We start from the raw sequence: 17,428 nt of genomic DNA on the forward strand, positions 1-17,428 counted from the left end.
TGGGGGGTGACGCAGCGCCACTTCCCAAAACCCTTGATTTCCTGTAAGCCCCGTCCATCTGCGACGTGAGGTCCGGCCCCGGGGCACATGCAAAGGATAGGGGCGGCGGCAATGGGGCCGCCATATGACATGGGAGAGCCGGAGGGCCGGTTCACCCTTTGAGGAAACCAGATGTTTGATGTAGTGAAGAAATCGATCCAGTGGGGCCAGGAAACGCTCACGCTGGAGACGGGCAAGGTTGCCCGCCAGGCCGACGGAAGCGTCATCGCCACCCTGGGCGAGACCAGCGTCATGGCCAACGTCACCTTCGCCAAGGAACCGAAGCCCGGTCAGGACTTCTTCCCGCTGACGGTGCACTACCAGGAGAAATACTATGCCGCCGGCAAGGTGCCGGGCGGCTTCTTCAAGCGCGAGGCGCGTCCTTCCGAGAAAGAAACGCTGACCGCCCGCCTGATCGACCGTCCGATCCGCCCGCTGTTCGCGCCCGGCTTCAAGCATGAAGTGCTGGTCATGTGCACGGTGCTGTCGCACGACCTGGTCAACGACCCGGACATCGTCGCCATGATCGCCGCCAGCGCGGCGCTGACCATCTCGGGCGTGCCCTTCATGGGCCCGATCGCCGGTGCGCGCGTCGGCTTCTCGAACGGCGAATACGTGCTGAACCCCGAGGTTCAGGACATGGACCAGCTGCGTTCGAACCCCGATCAGCGCCTTGACCTGGTCGTGGCCGGCACCGCCGACGCCGTGATGATGGTCGAATCGGAAGCCTACGAGCTGACCGAAGAGGAAATGCTGGGCGCCGTGAAGTTCGGTCATGACGCGATCAAGCCGGTGATCGACCTGATCATCGACCTGGCCGAATCCGCCGCTAAAGAGCCCTTCGATTTCCAGTCGCCGGACTACAGCGCGCTCTATGCCCGCGTGAAGGACCTGGGCGAGGCCGACATGCGCGCCGCCTATGCGATCCGTGACAAGTCCGACCGCCAGGACGCCATCCAGGCGGCCAAGGCCAAGGTCAAGGAAGGCCTGTCCGAGGACGAACTGGCCGATCCGAACCTGGGCTCGGCGCTGAAGAAGCTGGAATCGGGCATCCTGCGCGGTGACATCATCGGTGGCGGCGCCCGCATCGACGGCCGCGACACCAAGACTGTCCGCCCGATCGTGTCGGAGGTCGGCATCCTGCCCCGCACCCACGGCTCTGCCCTGTTCACGCGCGGCGAAACCCAGGCGCTGGTCGTCACCACGCTTGGCACCGGCGACGACGAACAGATCATCGACGCGCTGCACGGCAACAGCCGTTCGAACTTCCTGCTGCACTACAACTTCCCGCCCTATTCGGTCGGCGAGGTTGGCCGCGTGGGTTCGCCCGGCCGCCGCGAGATCGGCCATGGCAAGCTGGCATGGCGCGCGCTGCAGGCGGTGCTGCCGGCGGCGACTGACTTCCCCTACACCATCCGCGTCGTGTCCGAGATCACCGAATCGAACGGCTCGTCCTCGATGGCCTCGGTCTGCGGCGGTTCGCTGTCGATGATGGATGCCGGCGTTCCGCTGAAGGCGCCGGTCGCCGGCGTGGCGATGGGTCTGATCCTGGAAGACGATGGCCGCTTCGCCGTGCTGACCGACATCCTGGGTGACGAGGATCACTTGGGCGACATGGACTTCAAGGTGGCGGGGACCGAGAACGGGATCACGTCGCTGCAGATGGACATCAAGGTCCAGGGCATCACGCCCGCGATCATGGAGCAGGCCCTGGCGCAGGCCAAGGACGGCCGGATGCACATCCTGTCCGAGATGGCGAACGCGCTGACCGAGGGTCGCCGCGAGTTCAGCGCCCATGCCCCGCGCATCGAGACGATGCAGATCCCGACCGACAAGATCCGCGAAGTGATCGGCTCGGGCGGCAAGGTCATCCGCGAGATCGTCGAGGTTTCGGGCGCCAAGGTCGACATCAATGACGACGGCGTCATCAAGATCGCGTCCGCCAACGGCGAGTCGATCAAGAAGGCCTATGACATGATCTATTCGATCGTGGCTGAGCCGGAAGAAGGCCAGATCTACACCGGCAAGGTGGTGAAGCTGGTCGATTTCGGCGCCTTCGTGAACTTCTTCGGCAAGCGTGACGGCCTGGTGCATGTGTCCCAGATCGCCAACCGCCGCCTGGGTCACCCGAACGAGATCCTGAAGGAGGGCCAGGAGGTCAAGGTCAAGCTTCTGGGCTTCGACGACCGCGGCAAGGTGCGCCTTGGGATGAAGATGGTCGACCAGGAAACCGGCGCCGAGGTCGAGGAGAAGCAGGAACAGTCGGCCGAGTGATCGGCAGACCGTGGTCCGACGGATCGGGGGCGCCGCGAGGTGCCCCTTTTCTATTCCGGCACAAGGTCCGGATAAAGCGCAGCAAAGCGGCACAATTGGCGGCGATAGCGCCAGGTTGCCCGACCCTTGCTCGACCAGATGTCGCGACGGGGATCGCGCCAGGGTTTGCGCGGGCCGTGATAATGCAGAATGCGGGCCGGGCCGGGCGCCGCCCCGGTCATGGGCAGGCCCAGCTTGCGCAAATAGGCGCGATGGCGCGACAGCCGCCCCCAAGACAGGTTCCAGCCGATGTCCAACTGCGTCACCCTGCCCGCCAGCACCTGGTTCAGGTGATCCTGATCGCCTTGGACATGGGCCGAGGCGGCCGCGACGTCCTCGATGCGCGCAAGCAGGGCGGGGTCGCGGCGGATGGCATCACAATCGAGCAGCATTACTCCAGCGTTGAAATAGTCGGATTGAGGCTGTTCGCCCAGCAGGTGCTGGATCTGGGGGAGGCGCGTGCCGCGGTCGGCGGGGGCGGCGCCGGGATCGGCCAGCCAGTGGCAGACGCCGAAATCCCGCACGATGCCCGCCGCTGCGTCCTGCAGGTCGACGTTGAAGACCGGCGCCACGTCGCCTGTGACCAGCGTATCCCCGTCAATGTAGAGCACCCGCCCCGACACGTTGCGGGGCAGGAGCAGCCGGCCCATGGTCGCGGCCGAGATATGCGTCGCCGCGCTGCGGGTCTGCCTCAGATGGGCCGCGTTCAGGGCGCGCGTGTGCAGGGTCAGGTCTGGGTGCCCGGCGACCACGCGGTCCACCGCGTCCCAATCCTGCGACCCGAGCCCGTCGCCCCAGACATGCAATTCGGCCGGGGCGCCCAGATGGGTCAGCAGGCTCCACAGCGAGACGAGCGTCGGGCGCAGGAAACCGCGGTCGGTGACATAGGCGATCTTGACGGGGTGGGGCGACATCTGATCCTCGGTGGAGGGGGGCCGGGTGTGGGTGTCCGGCCGTTGGGTTGCGATAGGCGGGGTGTGCGATTGACCGCCCCGCCGGGTTGCGGCGACAATGGCGCAGATCAGGGTGGGGCGAAAGGTCATGCCGAAGATGGAGCATGTGGACTTCCTTGGTGCCGCGGAGGTCCTGCCGGTCCCGCTGCGCCGGGTCGTGACGGGGATGCTGCGCCGACGCCTTGGGGCGCAGTTGACGCTGGATCCGCAGGAGTTCGCAGGGCGGCGCGTCCTGATCCTGGGCCCGGCGCGCACGGTCGATGAAGACCTTGCCGCGTTGCGTCCCGAGCGGTTTGACCTGATCGTGCGGATGAACAACGGGCTGGACACGCCGATCGCCGCCCTGGGGCCCGACCCGCTGCGCTGCGATCTGCTGTTCCATTCGCTGACCACCGAGGCCCGGCCGGTCACGCCAGACAAGCTGACGCGCGCAGGGATCGATATTCTGGTGCATCGCACGCCCGTCCGGGGGGCGTTCCTTCAGACCGTCCTGGCCAGCCGACGTCTGGCCGGCATCGCGCGCGTGCGCTGCCTGCCGATGGCACGGCATCAGTCGCTGGCAAACCAGCTTGACGGGTTCAGCCCGACAACCGGGCTGCTGGCCGTCAGCTTCTTTCTTGATGCGCCGGTGGCCGAGGTCGCGGTGGCCGGCTTCACCTTCTTTCAGACCGCCTACTGCCGGGGCTATGATCCGGCGGTGACTGATGACGCCGCCGCGCAGCGGCGTATCGCTGCTGCCGCCCATCACGACCCCGTTGCCGAGGCACGATTGCTGGGCCGGTTGCTGACGCAGGCCCGCGACCGCGGCCTGACGGTCACCCTGGGGCCGGCCGTTCAGGCCGCGCTTGAGGGTGCGGGGCAACTGCGCTAGTCCCGTCCGACGCGACCCGAGGAGAGTTCATGCAGAACGGCGGCGATCCGGTCCTGATCCTGACGATGAAATGGGGCACGCTCTACAGCAGCGCCGATGTCAACCGGCTGGCGGCGCAGGTGCGGCGGAATCTGGCGCGGCCGCATCGGTTCATCTGCTTCACCGACGACGCGGACGGGCTGGACACGGGGGTCGAGGCGCTGCCGCTGCCTGAACTGGGGCTTCCGCCGGGGCATGGCGACACACGCTGGCGCAAGCTGGCGTTGTTCCGGCGCGACCTGGGCGCCCCCCAGGCGCCGCTGTCGGGGACCGCGCTGTTTCTGGACCTGGATCTGGTGGTGGTGGACGACCTGTCGCCGTTCTTCGATCTGCCGGGCGAATTCTTCATCATCCGCGACGACGACCTGTTCCGTGCCAAGCCCCTGCGCCGCGTGAACCCGGCGCGTGACCGCTTTCTGCACAGCGTCGGCAATTCCAGTGTGTTCCGGTATCGCGTCGGCGCGCATGGCTATGTCCTGGACGCCTATCTGGCCGATCCCGCCGCCGCGACCGCGAGCTATGAGATCAGCCAGCAGTTCCAGTCGGCGCAACTGGCAGCCCACGGGCACCTGAACTATTGGCCGCGTGGGTGGTGCGTCAGTTTCAAGAACGACTGCGTGCCACGGCACCTGCGATCCTACCTGCGTGACCCGTCCTTGCCGGAGGGGGCGAAAATCGTGCTCTTTGCCGGGGCGCCCAAGATGGAGGACGTGTTCGCCGGGCGCGGGCACAAGTGGTATCGCCGCATCGGTGACATCGGCTGGCTGCGCCAGGCGTGGGAACGCCTGTGATCGGTGCGGCACTTCGGCGATTCAAGCAGCGGCGCCGGACTGCGCGGGCGCTGGCCGAGATCGCCCGCCGTCCCGAGGGACCCGGCCAGCCGCACGGCCTGCCGTCCGAACTGATCGTCTCGTTGACCAGCTATCCGCCACGCTTCGCGACGCTGGCGCCGTCCTTGCGGTCGCTGATGCGTCAGACCGTCCAGCCCGACCGGGTGATCCTGTGGCTGACCGAGGGCGACGAGGCCGACCTGCCGCCAGAGGTGTGTAGCCTGCCGGGTTTGCAGGTCGAGACCTGCCAAAACTGGCGGTCATACACAAAAATCGTGCCGTCGCTGCTGAACCACCCCCACGCCCATCTGGTGACGGCGGATGACGACGTTCATTACACTGCCGACTGGCTGGAGCAGCTTGTCTCGGCCGTGCATCAGGGCGCCAGGGTCGCAGCGCTGCGCGCGCATCGGGTGGAACTGGCCGCGTCTGGCGGTCCCGCACCTTATGAGGCATGGCGCCACAACCTCCGCGCGCCCGAGCAGGGGCCGCTGGTCTTTCCGACAGGCGTCTCGGGCGTGATCTACGCACCGGACGTGTTCCACCCCGACGTCACCCGGCCCGACCTTTTCGAGACACTTGCGCCGGGGGCCGATGACATCTGGCTCTACTGGATGCACCGCCTGGCGGGGTCGCAGCCTCGCAAGATTGGCGGCCGCGCCCGCATCCTGGAATGGGAGGGCAGCCAGGCGGTGAACCTGCGCGCAGGAAACCGGCAGGGGAACGGCAACGACCGGGCCGTTGCCGCGCTGCTGGACCGCTATGGCTGGCCCGGCGAGGGCCGTGCCTAAGCGGGGTCCTTGGCGTAGCGCAGGTAGGGCAGCTTGATGTCCAGGGGGCCGTATTTCGCCTCTGCCGCCTGATTGTCCAGCGACAGCGCCACGATGACGTCCTGTCCCGGCACCCAGTTGGCCGGCGTCGCCAGCGGCACGCCATCGGTCTTGCGCACCGCATCCAGCGCCCGCAGGATCTCGGCGAAGTTGCGGCCGACGGACATGGGGTAGGTCATCGTCAGGCGGACCTTCTTGTCCGGCCCGATGATGAAGACGGTGCGGACCGTTGCCGAATGGGCTGGGGTGCGGCCCTCGGACGGCAGGTAGTAGTCGGCCGGCAGCATGTCATAGGCCTTCGCCACCGTCAGGTCGCTGTCGTCGATGATGGCGAAATTGGCCGGGGCCCCCGCGACCTGCGCGATGTCGTTCTTCCATTTCCGGTGATCGTCCACGCTGTCCACCGAGACCCCCAGGATCTTGGTGTTCCGCTTCTCGAACTCCGGGGCAAGCTGGGCAACGGCGCCGAACTCGGTCGTGCAGACCGGGGTGAAATCGCGCGGATGGCTGAAGACGATGGCATAGCTGTCGCCAAGCCAGTCGTGGAACCGGATCTCGCCCTCGGTCGAATTGGCGGTGAAGTCCGGGGCGATGTCATTGATGCGCAGGGACATGGGCTGACCTTTCCGTTTGATTCAGTCGGGCTCAACATAGGTCGGGCGGCGCGGATTGCCAGCAGTCAGAACGCGCATGCTGCTGCGGGCTTGCGGTGGGCCTGCGGCAGTGACAGGCTTTGCCCGGCAGATGCACAGGAGGACAGGATGGCCGATTTGCTGGACAAGCGCGAATTCTACATCGACGGGGCTTGGGTGGCGCCCTCCGCGGCCCGCGATCTCGAGGTGATCGACCCCTCGACCGAGGAGCCGGTGGCGGTGATCTCGCTGGGGCAGCAGTCCGACACCGACCGCGCGGTCGCGGCGGCCAAGCGGGCCTTCCCGGCCTGGGCTGCGACGCCCCCGGCCGAACGGCTGGCGGTGGTCGAGCGGATCCTGAAGGTCTATGAGGCCCGCGCCGCTGACATGGGCTGGGCGATCAGCCACGAGATGGGCGCCCCCCAGGACATGGCGGTCGAGGATCAGGCCGGCAGCGGCAGCTATCATATCCGCAACTTCATCACGGCGTTCAGGAACTTCAAGTTCATCCGCCCGCTTGGCGATCACGCACCGACCAGCATGGTCGCGTGGGAACCGATCGGAGTCGTGGGGCTGATCACGCCCTGGAACTGGCCGATGAACCAGGTGACGCTGAAGGTGATCCCCGCGATCCTGGCGGGCAACACCTGCGTGCTGAAGCCGTCCGAGATCGCGCCGCTGTCGTCGATGCTGTTCGCCGAGATCCTGCACGAGGCAGGCGTGCACGCCGGCGTCTTCAACCTGGTCAACGGCGACGGGCAGGGCGTGGGCACGCAGCTGTCGGTCCATCCCGATGTGCAGATGATCAGCTTCACAGGCTCGACCCGCGCCGGCATCGCGATCAGCAAGGCGGCCGCCGACAGCCTGAAGAAGGTCGCGCTGGAACTGGGCGGCAAGGGCGCGAACCTGGTCTTTGCCGACGCGGACGAAAAGGCGGTCGCGCGGGGGGCGCGGCACTGCTTCTACAACAGCGGTCAGTCCTGCAACGCCCCGACCCGTATGCTGGTCGAGCGGTCCGCCTATGACGCCGCCGTCGAGGCCGCCGCCCGGGTCGCCAAGGAAACAGCCGTCGCCAGCGCCCACCAGCCGGGCGGGCATATCGGTCCCGTTGTCAGCAAGCAGCAATGGGACAAGATCCAGGACCTGATCCAGGCCGGCATCGACGAGGGTGCACGCCTCGTCGCCGGGGGTCCCGGCCTGCCCGAGGGCGTGAACCGCGGATATTTCGTGCGCCCGACGGTCTTTGCGGATGTCACCAACGACATGACCATTGCCCAGCAAGAGATCTTCGGCCCTGTCCTCTCGATCATTCCCTTCGACGAGGAGGACGAGGCTGTCCGCATCGCGAACGACACGCCCTATGGCTTGACCAACTATGTCCAATCGCAGGACGGCGCCCGACGCAACCGCGTGGCGCGGCAGCTGAGGTCGGGGATGGTCGAGATGAACGGCGTCTCGCGCGGGGCGGGTTCGGCCTTTGGCGGTGTCGGCATGTCGGGACGTGCGCGCGAGGGTGGCGTCATGGGTCTGGAGGAGTTTATGGACAGCAAGGCCATTAGCGGATGGAACTGCGATGCGTGACCGGCTGCCCGGTTTGGGCAGTCGAACGCAGGGGGACTTCACGTCCCCGCTGGCCCCCTGTGGGATAATTGGCGACCGAAGCAAGGCCAGCGCGATGCGACGCCTGAAACGTCCGGCGACGACGCGGAGCCCAGGCGTGGCGCCCGCCACGCGCGAAAGCCGGTCCCCTCGATGGGGACCGGCTTTCGCGGCCGTCGCCGGTAGGGCAAGGTGACGCGACGGCTCGACCCGTCTGCCGGGGTCAGGTGATCTCGGGCAGGAAGATATAACCCGCGCCGTAGATCGTCTTTATCAGGCGGGGGTTTTTCGGATCCTCGCCCAGCTTCGTGCGCAGTCGAGAGATCCTGACATCCATGGCGCGGTCGAAGCTTTCGCCAGCCGCGCCTCCCACTGCTTCCAGCATTTGGGCGCGCGTGATCAGGCGGCGGGGGTTGTCCGTGAACATTCGCAGGACCTCGGCTTCTGCGTGGCTCAGTGGCGTCTCGGCTCCGTCCGGTCCGGTCAGCAGGTATCTGTTGAAATCGGCGACCCAGCCGGCGAAGCTGACAGTCTGGGGGCGCGCGGCGGTTCCTGCGGCAGGGCGGCGCAGGCGGGCGCGAATCCGGGCCACCACCTCGGCGGGTTCAAAGGGCTTGATGATGTAGTCGTCGGCGCCCAGCTCGAGACCCGTGACACGGTCCTGCACCTGCGCCCGGCCCGAGATGATGATGATTGCAGCCCCCGATTCGGTGGCCAGCCGGTGCACCAGCGCCAGGCCGTCGCGGTCCGGCAGGCCAAGGTCGATCAGGCATGCGTCAGGCGTGATGCGGCGAAGCGCGGCCTCGAACTCGGTGGCTCTGGCGAAGGCCTGCGTGCGGAATCCGGCCTGCTCGAGCGCTCCCGAAAGCAGGCGCCTGATCTCGGGCTCGTCGTCCAGAATGGCGATCAGCGGCGCATCCGTCATCGGCGCTCCTTCGTGGCCTCGGCCACTGCCGCCGCAAGCCGGGCAGCGGTGAACGGCTTCGTCAGGACAGGCGCGGTCGCCCGGTCCCGCAGCGGCGCCCCCGGCGGCAGCGATGTCATCAGCAGGACCGGCAGCGGCGTGCTGAGGTCCAGCCCCAACCCGTCGCCCAGCTGGATGTCCGACAGGATCAGCCCCAGCCCCGGCAGGTCGGCCAAGGCACGGGCCTCGGCCAGACTGGCGGCCTCGATTACGGCATGTCCAAGGCCAGTCAGCTGGTCGCGAACCTGCGCGCGGATCAGGTCTTCGTCCTCGACCAGCAGCACCATCCGCCGTGCGACGGGCCGCCACGGCAGGCGCAGCACGACCCGTGCCCCCTCGGCCCCGTTCGACAGCCGCAGCGTGCCGCCGACCATCTTGGTCTGGTCATAGACCATCGACAGGCCCAGGCCCGACCCCTGACCTTTCTTGGTCGTAAAGAACGGCTCCGTCGCGCGGGACAGGGCTTCGGGCGAAAAGCCCGGCCCCGTGTCGCTGACGGCCAGCTCCAGCCAGTCGCCGCCCTGCTGGGCCGTCAGTCTGATGCGCCCCGGCGGCGGCGTGGCCGCATCGGCGTTCAGGATCAGGTTCAGCAGCGAATCCTGCAACGCGCCCGGATCAAGCAGCACAGCCCCCGCAGGCAGGTCTACGTCCAGGGTCAGGGCATTGCCTTCAGTCAGCGAGGGGCGGGCCAGGACCGCAAGGTCGGCCAGCAGCGCAGGCAGGTCCGTCGGCTCCAGCGCCGCCTCTCGCCCGCCGCTGATCCGGGCCAGCCGGTCCAGAAGCGCGGCACCGCGGCGGGCAGCCGCCAGCGTCGCCTGCACGTCCTCGGCTGCGGCGCCGTCCAGGTCGCGCGACGCGAGCCGGGCCTGAAGGCCCAGGATGATCGTCAGGAGGTTTCCGAAATCATGCGCCATCCCCGAGGTCAGCTGTGCCGCCAGGTTGCGCTTGGCGGCGTGGGCCAGCGCCTCTCGGGCCTGCACCTCGGCCGAGACGTCGGTGGAGAGGATATAGACGCCGTTGCCGTTCCGGTCGGGCGTCAGTGCGATACGGATGCGCCGCCCCGAGGTGGGGTGCGTGATCTCGAACACCTGCGGATCGCCTGCCAGGGCGCGGCTCATCCAGGGCAACAGCGTGGCGAAGGTCGGGGCGCCCAGGGCCTCCTCGACAGTCAGGCCGACGATGTCGCCGGCGGCCCCCGGAAAGATGACCGGCAGGCGCCGGTTCGAGAAGGTGTACCTGAACTGCGCGTCCATGTGGGCGATATGCGCGGGCACCATCTCGGTCACCTGCCGTGTGCGCGCCTCGGTCTGCGTCAGCACGCGCTGCGCCTCCTGCAGGGCGGCATTGGTGGCGGCCAGCTCTCGGTTGGCGGCAGCCAGGCTCTCGGCGTTCAGCAGCACCTGTTCCGACAGCGCATCCGACCGAGCCCGCAACAGCGCCTCCTGCTGCTTGATGCGGGTGATGTCGGTATAGACCGTGACCCAGCCTCCCTGGCTCAGCGGGGCGCCCTCTACCGCGATCCACTGGCCGTTGGTGCGCTCTCGTTCGAAGTAATGCGGCTGGAAGGTGCGCGCCTGGTTCACGCGCAGCGCCACGGCCGCGTCGGGATCTTCCTGCGGGCCGTATTCGCCGCGAAGGACCAGATAGCGGATGGTGTCCTCGAAGCTGGCGCCGACATCGGTCAGGCTGTCGGGCAGGTCGAACATCGCCTGGTACTGCGTGTTGGCGACCGCCAGCCGCAGGTCGGCGTCGAAGATCGACAGCGCCTGCCCGATCAGGTTCAGCCCCGAACGGGTCAGGTCGGCGCGCATCTCGGCGCGCGTCAGCGGACTTCTGTCGCGGGCTGCGGGCTGCATCTTCGTCTCCTCCGCGGCAAGGGTTAGCACCCGCAGGCAATCTGCGGAAGCGCTGTAACATTTCGTTGGAATCGGGCAAAACTGGCGCAAGGATTGGAACCAATGGTGAAGCGGTCACCGGGGCGGAGGAGGTCCCGGCGGCCAAGGTAGAAAACGCCATGTACCTGGGGAGGAAACATGACGGACCGGCAGCCGCCTTCGGGCGATTTGCGATCTGTGCCCGCGCTTCTGGCGCGGAACGTGGCCCGTTTCGGGGGCCGGCCGGCCCATCGCGAAAAGGAATACGGCATCTGGCAAAGCTGGACCTGGGCGCAGGCGGCGGATGAGATCCGGGCGCTGGCCCTGGGGTTCCTGGCGCTTGGCGTGAAGCCTGGCGACCACCTCGCGATCATCGGGCGCAACCGGCCGGCGCATTACTGGGGCATGATCGCCGCGCAGATGTGCGGTGCGGTTCCGGTGCCCCTCTATCAGGACGCGGTGGCCGAGGAGATGGCCTATGTGCTGGAACATTGCGGCGCGCGCTTCGTCCTCTGTGGCGACCAGGAGCAGGTCGACAAGGTGCTGGAGGTCGAACGGGCGACCGGCGCGCTGGCCCAGATCATCTATACCGACAAGCGTGGCATGCGGAAATACGACCATTCCCGGATGAACGCGCTGGCCGACGTGCAGGCGGAAGGGCGGGCCGCGGCGCAGCGCCTGGGGGCGCAGCTGGACGGCCTGATCGCCGGTCTGGACTACGACAGCACCTGCGTGATGCTGTATACCTCGGGGACGACGGGCAAGCCCAAGGGCGTGGTCCTGTCGAACCGCAACATCATCGAGACCGCGAAGAATACCGCCGAATTCGACCGTCTGGACCAGCGGGAAGAGATCGTGGCCTACCTGCCGATGGCCTGGGTCGGCGATTTCATCTTCTCGGTCGGACAGGCGATGTGGTCGGGCTTCACCGTGAACTGCCCCGAGGGCGCACACACGATGATGACCGACATGCGAGAGATCGGCCCGACCTATTTCTTCGCCCCGCCGCGCGTCTTCGAAGGCCAGCTGACCTCGGTGATGATTCGCATGGAGGATGCGGGCCACGTGAAGCGCTGGCTGTTCAGGAAGGGCATGGAGATCGCGCGCCGCACCGGGCCTGCGCTGCTGGATGGGAAGCCGGTGTCCGTCGGCGACCGCATCGCCTATGGGCTGGGGAAGATCTTCGTCTTCGGGCCGCTGAAGAACACGCTGGGGCTGTCGCGGGTGCGCGTGGGCTATACCGCCGGCGAGGCGATCGGCCCCGAGATCTTCGACTTCTACCGCAGCCTGGGCATCAACCTGAAGCAGCTTTATGGCCAGACCGAGGCGTCGGTCTTCATCACGCAGCAGCCCGACGGGCAGGTGCGGTCCGACACCGTAGGCGTGCCCAGCCCCGGCGTCGAGGTGAAGATCGGCGAGAACGGAGAGGTCTACTACCGCAGCCCCGGCACCTTCGTCGAATACTACAAGAATGCTGAAAGCACAGCGTCCACCAAGGACCCCGAGGGCTGGGTGGCCACCGGCGATGCAGGCTTCTTCGAAGAGGCGACCGGCCACCTGCGCATCATCGACCGCGCCAAGGACGTGGGCCGCATGGCCGACGGTTCGATGTTCGCGCCGAAATATGTCGAGAACAAGCTGAAGTTCTATCCAAACATTCTGGAAGCCGTCGTGATCGGCAACGGGCGGGAATACTGCACCGCAATGATCAACATCGACCTGTCGGCGGTCGGCAACTGGGCGGAGCGCAACAACATCTCGTACGGCAGCTACCAGGAGCTGGCGGGGCATCCGCAGGTCTATGCGACCATCAAGGAGCATGTCGAGGCCGTGAACCGGTCCGTGGCCGAAGACCCGATGCTGTCGGGCTGCCAGGTCCACCGCTTCCTGGTCCTGCACAAGGAACTGGACCCCGACGACGGTGAGATGACGCGCACCCGCAAGGTCCGCCGGGCCGTCATCAACGATAAATTTTCAGATCTGGTCGCTGCGCTCTACGACGGTTCTTCCAGCATCCACACCCGGACCGAGGTGACCTATGAGGACGGCCGCAAGGGCCAGATCAGCGCGACGCTGAAGATCGAGGACGTGCAGGTCTTCGGTCAGGCGTCCCAGCAGAAGGTGGCCGCCCAATGATGCAGGCGCACGAGGGATACGTGACCGACGACGGCCGCCAGATCGGCGGCACGGTGATGGAGCTGAAGAACATCACCCTGCGCTTCGGCGGCGTGGTCGCCATCAAGGACATCAGCTTCGACATCAGGCAAGGCGAGATCCGCGCCATCATCGGCCCGAACGGCGCCGGCAAGTCGTCGATGCTGAACGTCATCTCGGGCTTCTACAACCCGCAGGAAGGCGAGGTCTGGTTCAAGGGCTATCGTCGCGGGCCGATGAAGCCCTATCAGGTGGCGCGGCTGGGGATCGCCCGGACGTTCCAGAACATCGCGCTGTTCGACGGCATGTCGGTCCTGGACAACATCATGACCGGTCGGCTGAACAAGATGAAGGCGGGCTTCCTGTCGCAGGCCATGTGGTGGGGCGCGGCCGAGCGCGAGGAGAACGAGAACCGCGAGGCGGTCGAGAAGATCATCGACTTCCTCGAGATCCAGAACATTCGCAAGACGCCGGTGGGCCGTCTGCCATATGGCCTGAAGAAGCGCGTCGAACTGGCGCGCGCCCTGGCGGCCGAGCCGCAGCTGCTGCTGCTGGACGAGCCGATGGCCGGCATGAACGTCGAGGAAAAGGAGGACATGTCCCGCTTCATCCTGGATGTGAACGACGAATTCGGCACCACGATCTGTCTGATCGAACATGACATGGGCGTGGTCATGGACCTGTCCGACCGTGTGGTGGTGATGGATTACGGCCGCAAGATCGGCGACGGCACGCCCGACCAGGTGCGTAGCAACCAGGACGTCATCGACGCCTATCTGGGGGTGGCCCATGACTGACGCAGCAACGAAGGGGACCGAGTGATGGACCAAGTGATCTTCGGGGCCGAGGTGTTCCTGAACGGGCTGATGACCGGCGTCATGTATTCGCTGGTGGCGCTGGGGTTCGTGCTGATCTTCAAGGCCTCCGGCGTCTTCAACTATGCGCAGGGGGTGCTGGCGCTGTTCGCGGCGCTGACGCTTGTGGGCATCCAGGACGGCCAGGTGCCCTTCGCGCATCTGATCAACGCGGCCTTCGGCACCAGCCTGCACCACTTCGGCTGGACCGTCCCGTCGATCCTGGCAATCGCGCTGACGGTCCTGGTGATGGTCCTCCTGGCCTTCCTGATCGAGAAGCTGGTCCTGCAGCATCTCGTGGGGCAGGAACCCATCATCCTCTTCATGGCGACGATCGGGCTGGCCTACTTCCTCGAGGGTCTGGGCGACGTCATGTGGGGTGCGGACATCAAGACACTGGACGTGGGCCTGCCGCAGGGCATCTCTGACGGGATCGAGACGCTGACGGCAGGGTGGTTCGGCTATGGCTTCTTCATCGACCGGCTGGACATCTGGGCGACCGTCATTGCGGCGCTTCTGGTCGCGGCGCTGGTGGCGTTCTCGCAGTATACCAAGCAGGGCCGCGCCATGCGGGCCGTGGCCGACGACCACCAGGCGGCGCTGTCGGTGGGCATCAGCCTGCGCTTCATCTGGGTCATGGTCTGGTCCATCGCAGGCTTCGTTGCGCTGGTGGCGGGCATCATGTGGGGCACGAAATCGGGCGTCCAGTTCAGCCTGTCGCTGATCGCGCTCAAGGCGCTGCCGGTGCTGATGCTGGGTGGCTTCACCTCGATCCCCGGCGCGATCGTGGGCGGCCTGATCATCGGCGTGGGCGAGAAGATGTTCGAGTTCCTGATCGGCCCCATGGTCGGCGGCGCGACCGAGACCTGGTTCGCCTATGTGCTGGCGCTGGTCTTCCTGGTCTTCCGTCCGCAAGGCCTCTTCGGCGAACGCATCATCGAGAGGGTCTGACCATGCGGCTTCTTCTTTGTGAAAATATCCCGGGGGTGCGGGGGCTGGCCCCCGCCGACCGGCCCCGACAGGAGACGACCTGATGATCTATCGCGAGGCCGGTGACTTCAAGACCAGCTACCGTGACGACAGCCAGACCTTCCCGATCCGCCTGGATCGCTGGGGATACTACGCGATCCTCGCGGTGGCCTTCGGCATCATCCCCTTCGTCATCAACGACTACTGGGCAAACGCGGTGCTGGTGCCCTTCCTGATCTACGCGATCGCGGCGCTGGGGCTGAACATCCTGACGGGATATGCGGGCCAGGTCAGCCTGGGGACGGGCGGCTTCATGGCCGTCGGCGCCTATGCGGTCTATAAGCTGATGACGGCCTTTCCCGACGTCAGCATCCTGATCCACATCCTGCTGGCCGGGGGCATCACGGCGGCGGTGGGTGTCCTCTTCGGCCTGCCCAGCCTGCGCATCAAGGGGTTCTACCTGGCAGTGGCGACGCTTGCGGCGCAGTTCTTCCTGGTCTGGCTCTTCAACAAGGTGCCGTGGTTCTACAACTACTCGGCCTCGGGTCAGATCACCGCGCCCGAACGCACGGTGCTGGGCCATGCCGTGACGGGACCCGCGACCAGCGCGCCTGCGAAATACCTCGTGTGCCTGGTGATGGCGTTCCTGCTTGCGTGGCTCGCGCGGAACCTGACGCGGGGCATGCTGGGCCGCAAGTGGATGGCCATCCGCGACATGGACATCGCTGCCGAGATTATCGGCGTCGATCCTCTGCGCGCGAAGCTGTCGGCCTTCGCGGTCAGCAGCTTCTTCATCGGCATCGCGGGCGCGCTACTTTTCGCGGTCTATCTGGGCGCGGCCGAGGTGGGTGAGGCCTTCGGCATCAACAAGAGCTTCCTCGTCCTCTTCATGATCATCATCGGAGGTCTGGGCAGCATCTTCGGAAGCTTCGCGGGCGCGGCCTTCATGGTCCTGATGCCAGTGCTTCTGAAGAACGTGCTGGTCGGCACCCTCAACTGGCCCACCGACCTTGCGGCGCATATCGAGCTGATGATCGTAGGCGCCCTCATCGTGACATTCCTGATCGTCGAGCCGCACGGGCTGGCGCGCCTGTGGCGCCTGACGAAGGAAAAACTGCGGCTCTGGCCGTTTCCGCACTGACCGAACAACCCGGGCAACCGGCGCATTCCATCTTTGGGAGGAGATACGGATGAAGACGAAACTGACCGCGCTGGTGGTGGCTGGGATCATGGCGGGCGCGCCCGCGATGGCGGACCTGGTGGTCCCGAACCTCAGCTATCGCACCGGCCCCTATGGCGCGAACGGAACGCAATATGCCGACGGGTTCAACGATTACTTCACGCTGCTGAACGAACGCGATGGCGGCATCGGCGGCGAGAAGATCCAGGTCCCCGAATGCGAGACCGCCTACAACACCGAGAAGGGCGTCGAGTGCTACGAGGCGACCAAGGACACCGGCGCGCTGGTCTATAACCCGCTGTCCACGGGGATCACGTACCAGCTGATCCCGAAGGTCGCAGAGGACAAGAAGGTTCTCTATACCCCCGGCTACGGCCGCACCTCGGCCAAGAACGGCAAGGTCTTCGAATGGATCTTCAACGCGCCCGCGAACTATTGGGATGGCGCGTCGGTGGCGATCAAGCACCTTCTTGACGAAAACGGCGGCAGCCTGGAGGGCAAGAAGATCGCGCTGGTCTATCACAACAGCGCCTACGGCAAGGAACCGATCCGCACCCTTCAGGAACTGGCCGACAAGCACGGCTTCACCCTGACCGAGGTGCCCGTCGAGGCGCCGGGTCAGGAGCAGGGCAGCCAATGGCTGCAGATCCGCCGCGAACGGCCCGACTATGTCATCATGTACGGCTGGGGCGTGATGAACCAGGTGGCAATACAGGAAGCCGCGAACATCCGCTTCCCGATGGAGAACCTGATCGGCATCTGGTGGGCCGGGTCCGAAATCGACGTGCAGCCGGCCGGTGCGGCGGCTGACGGCTATAAGGCCGTGACCTTCAACGGCGTGGGGCAGGACTATCCGCTCTATGACGACCTGCAGCAATACGTGATCGAGCCCGGCAAGGCGAGCCAGGGGGGCGAGCATGTCGGCTCGGCCGTCTATTCGCGCGGCATGTATGCCGCCGTCGTCATCGCTGAAGCAATCCGCAAGGCACAAGAGCTTGCCGGCACCTCGGACATCACGCCCGAGCAGCTGCGCGAGGGGTTCGAGAACCTCGACATCACCGAGGAGCGTCTGGCCGAGATCGGCCTTCCCGATTTCGGTCCCCCGATCCAGCTGAGCTGTTCGAACCACGGCGGCAGCGGCATGGCCCGCATCCAGCAATGGGATGCCGAGGCGGGGCAGTGGAACCTGATCACCGAGTTTACCGAGCCCGACCAGGAGGTCGTGCAGCCGCTGATCGAGGAAGACAGTCAGGCCTATGCGACCGAGGCCGGCATCACGCCGCGCGACTGCTGACGTCACGGCCCCGGCGGCACGACCGCCGGGGCC

General features: G+C 66.4%; 14 protein-coding genes. 10 read left to right on the top strand and 4 right to left on the bottom strand.

From position 1 onward, the window contains the following. Window positions 1-171 precede the first annotated feature (171 nt). Window positions 172-2,313, top strand: a complete 2,142-nt coding sequence (gene pnp / locus OC184_RS00305) for a polyribonucleotide nucleotidyltransferase (protein WP_265505138.1) — start codon at window positions 172-174, stop codon at window positions 2,311-2,313. Window positions 2,314-2,363: 50 nt separating this feature from the next. On the opposite strand, the gene OC184_RS00310 is transcribed toward pnp, so the two are convergent. After that, window positions 2,364-3,266: a glycosyltransferase family 8 protein gene (locus OC184_RS00310; RefSeq protein WP_265505139.1), complete on the bottom strand. Its 903-nt coding sequence runs from the start codon at window positions 3,264-3,266 to the stop codon at window positions 2,364-2,366. A gap of 127 nt (window positions 3,267-3,393) precedes the next feature. Between OC184_RS00310 and OC184_RS00315 the strand changes: the two genes are divergently transcribed. Genes OC184_RS00315 through OC184_RS00325 form a run of 3 tightly spaced genes read left to right on the top strand, consistent with a single transcriptional unit; the run spans window position 3,394 to window position 5,836 of the window. Further along, the gene (locus tag OC184_RS00315) at window positions 3,394-4,176 is read left to right on the top strand and encodes a hypothetical protein (RefSeq protein WP_265505140.1); all 783 of its coding nucleotides are present in this window, start codon (window positions 3,394-3,396) and stop codon (window positions 4,174-4,176) included. A 29-nt stretch (window positions 4,177-4,205) separates the two neighbouring features. Beyond that, a complete protein-coding gene (locus OC184_RS00320; protein WP_265505142.1) occupies window positions 4,206-5,006 on the top strand; it encodes a hypothetical protein in 801 nt (266 codons plus the stop codon). After that, complete coding sequence (locus OC184_RS00325; protein ID WP_265505143.1) at window positions 4,991-5,836, top strand: glycosyltransferase family 2 protein; 846 nt, start codon at window positions 4,991-4,993, stop codon at window positions 5,834-5,836. Before OC184_RS00320 ends, OC184_RS00325 begins: the two co-directional genes overlap by 16 nt. Here OC184_RS00325 and OC184_RS00330 read toward each other — a convergent pair. Next, on the bottom strand, window positions 5,833-6,489 hold the full coding sequence (locus OC184_RS00330; RefSeq protein ID WP_265505144.1) for a peroxiredoxin: 657 nt from the start codon (window positions 6,487-6,489) through the stop codon (window positions 5,833-5,835). The two genes, OC184_RS00325 and OC184_RS00330, sit on opposite strands and share 4 nt — an antisense overlap. 147 nt (window positions 6,490-6,636) lie before the next feature. On the opposite strand from OC184_RS00330, the gene OC184_RS00335 reads away from it, so the two are divergent. After that, on the top strand, window positions 6,637-8,088 hold the full coding sequence (locus OC184_RS00335; protein ID WP_378926343.1) for an aldehyde dehydrogenase family protein: 1,452 nt from the start codon (window positions 6,637-6,639) through the stop codon (window positions 8,086-8,088). 241 nt (window positions 8,089-8,329) lie between these two features. On the opposite strand, the gene OC184_RS00340 is transcribed toward OC184_RS00335, so the two are convergent. After that, window positions 8,330-9,031: a response regulator transcription factor gene (locus OC184_RS00340; RefSeq protein ID WP_265505145.1), complete on the bottom strand. Its 702-nt coding sequence runs from the start codon at window positions 9,029-9,031 to the stop codon at window positions 8,330-8,332. After that, window positions 9,028-10,926 (bottom strand): PAS-domain containing protein, encoded by a 1,899-nt coding sequence (locus OC184_RS00345; protein WP_265505146.1) that lies wholly within the window; start codon window positions 10,924-10,926, stop codon window positions 9,028-9,030. Before OC184_RS00345 ends, OC184_RS00340 begins: the two co-directional genes overlap by 4 nt. A gap of 177 nt (window positions 10,927-11,103) precedes the next feature. On the opposite strand from OC184_RS00345, the gene OC184_RS00350 reads away from it, so the two are divergent. The 5 genes from OC184_RS00350 to OC184_RS00370 all read left to right on the top strand — a co-directional run bounded on the left by OC184_RS00350 (window position 11,104) and on the right by OC184_RS00370 (window position 17,395). Further along, on the top strand, window positions 11,104-13,080 hold the full coding sequence (locus OC184_RS00350; RefSeq protein WP_265505147.1) for an AMP-binding protein: 1,977 nt from the start codon (window positions 11,104-11,106) through the stop codon (window positions 13,078-13,080). Beyond that, on the top strand, window positions 13,077-13,895 hold the full coding sequence (locus OC184_RS00355) for an ABC transporter ATP-binding protein (RefSeq protein WP_265505149.1): 819 nt from the start codon (window positions 13,077-13,079) through the stop codon (window positions 13,893-13,895). Before OC184_RS00350 ends, OC184_RS00355 begins: the two co-directional genes overlap by 4 nt. Window positions 13,896-13,919: 24 nt before the next feature. Further along, window positions 13,920-14,903 (top strand): branched-chain amino acid ABC transporter permease, encoded by a 984-nt coding sequence (locus OC184_RS00360; RefSeq protein WP_378926340.1) that lies wholly within the window; start codon window positions 13,920-13,922, stop codon window positions 14,901-14,903. 82 nt (window positions 14,904-14,985) lie between these two features. Continuing rightward, the gene (locus tag OC184_RS00365) at window positions 14,986-16,062 is read left to right on the top strand and encodes a branched-chain amino acid ABC transporter permease (protein WP_265505151.1); all 1,077 of its coding nucleotides are present in this window, start codon (window positions 14,986-14,988) and stop codon (window positions 16,060-16,062) included. Window positions 16,063-16,111: 49 nt separating this feature from the next. Next, window positions 16,112-17,395 (top strand): ABC transporter substrate-binding protein, encoded by a 1,284-nt coding sequence (locus tag OC184_RS00370; protein ID WP_265505152.1) that lies wholly within the window; start codon window positions 16,112-16,114, stop codon window positions 17,393-17,395. The last annotated feature ends 33 nt before the right edge of the window (window positions 17,396-17,428 follow it).

Origin of the sequence: Paracoccus rhizosphaerae, from assembly GCF_026162645.1 — a bacterium.
GTDB classification, from domain to species: domain Bacteria; phylum Pseudomonadota; class Alphaproteobacteria; order Rhodobacterales; family Rhodobacteraceae; genus Paracoccus; species Paracoccus rhizosphaerae.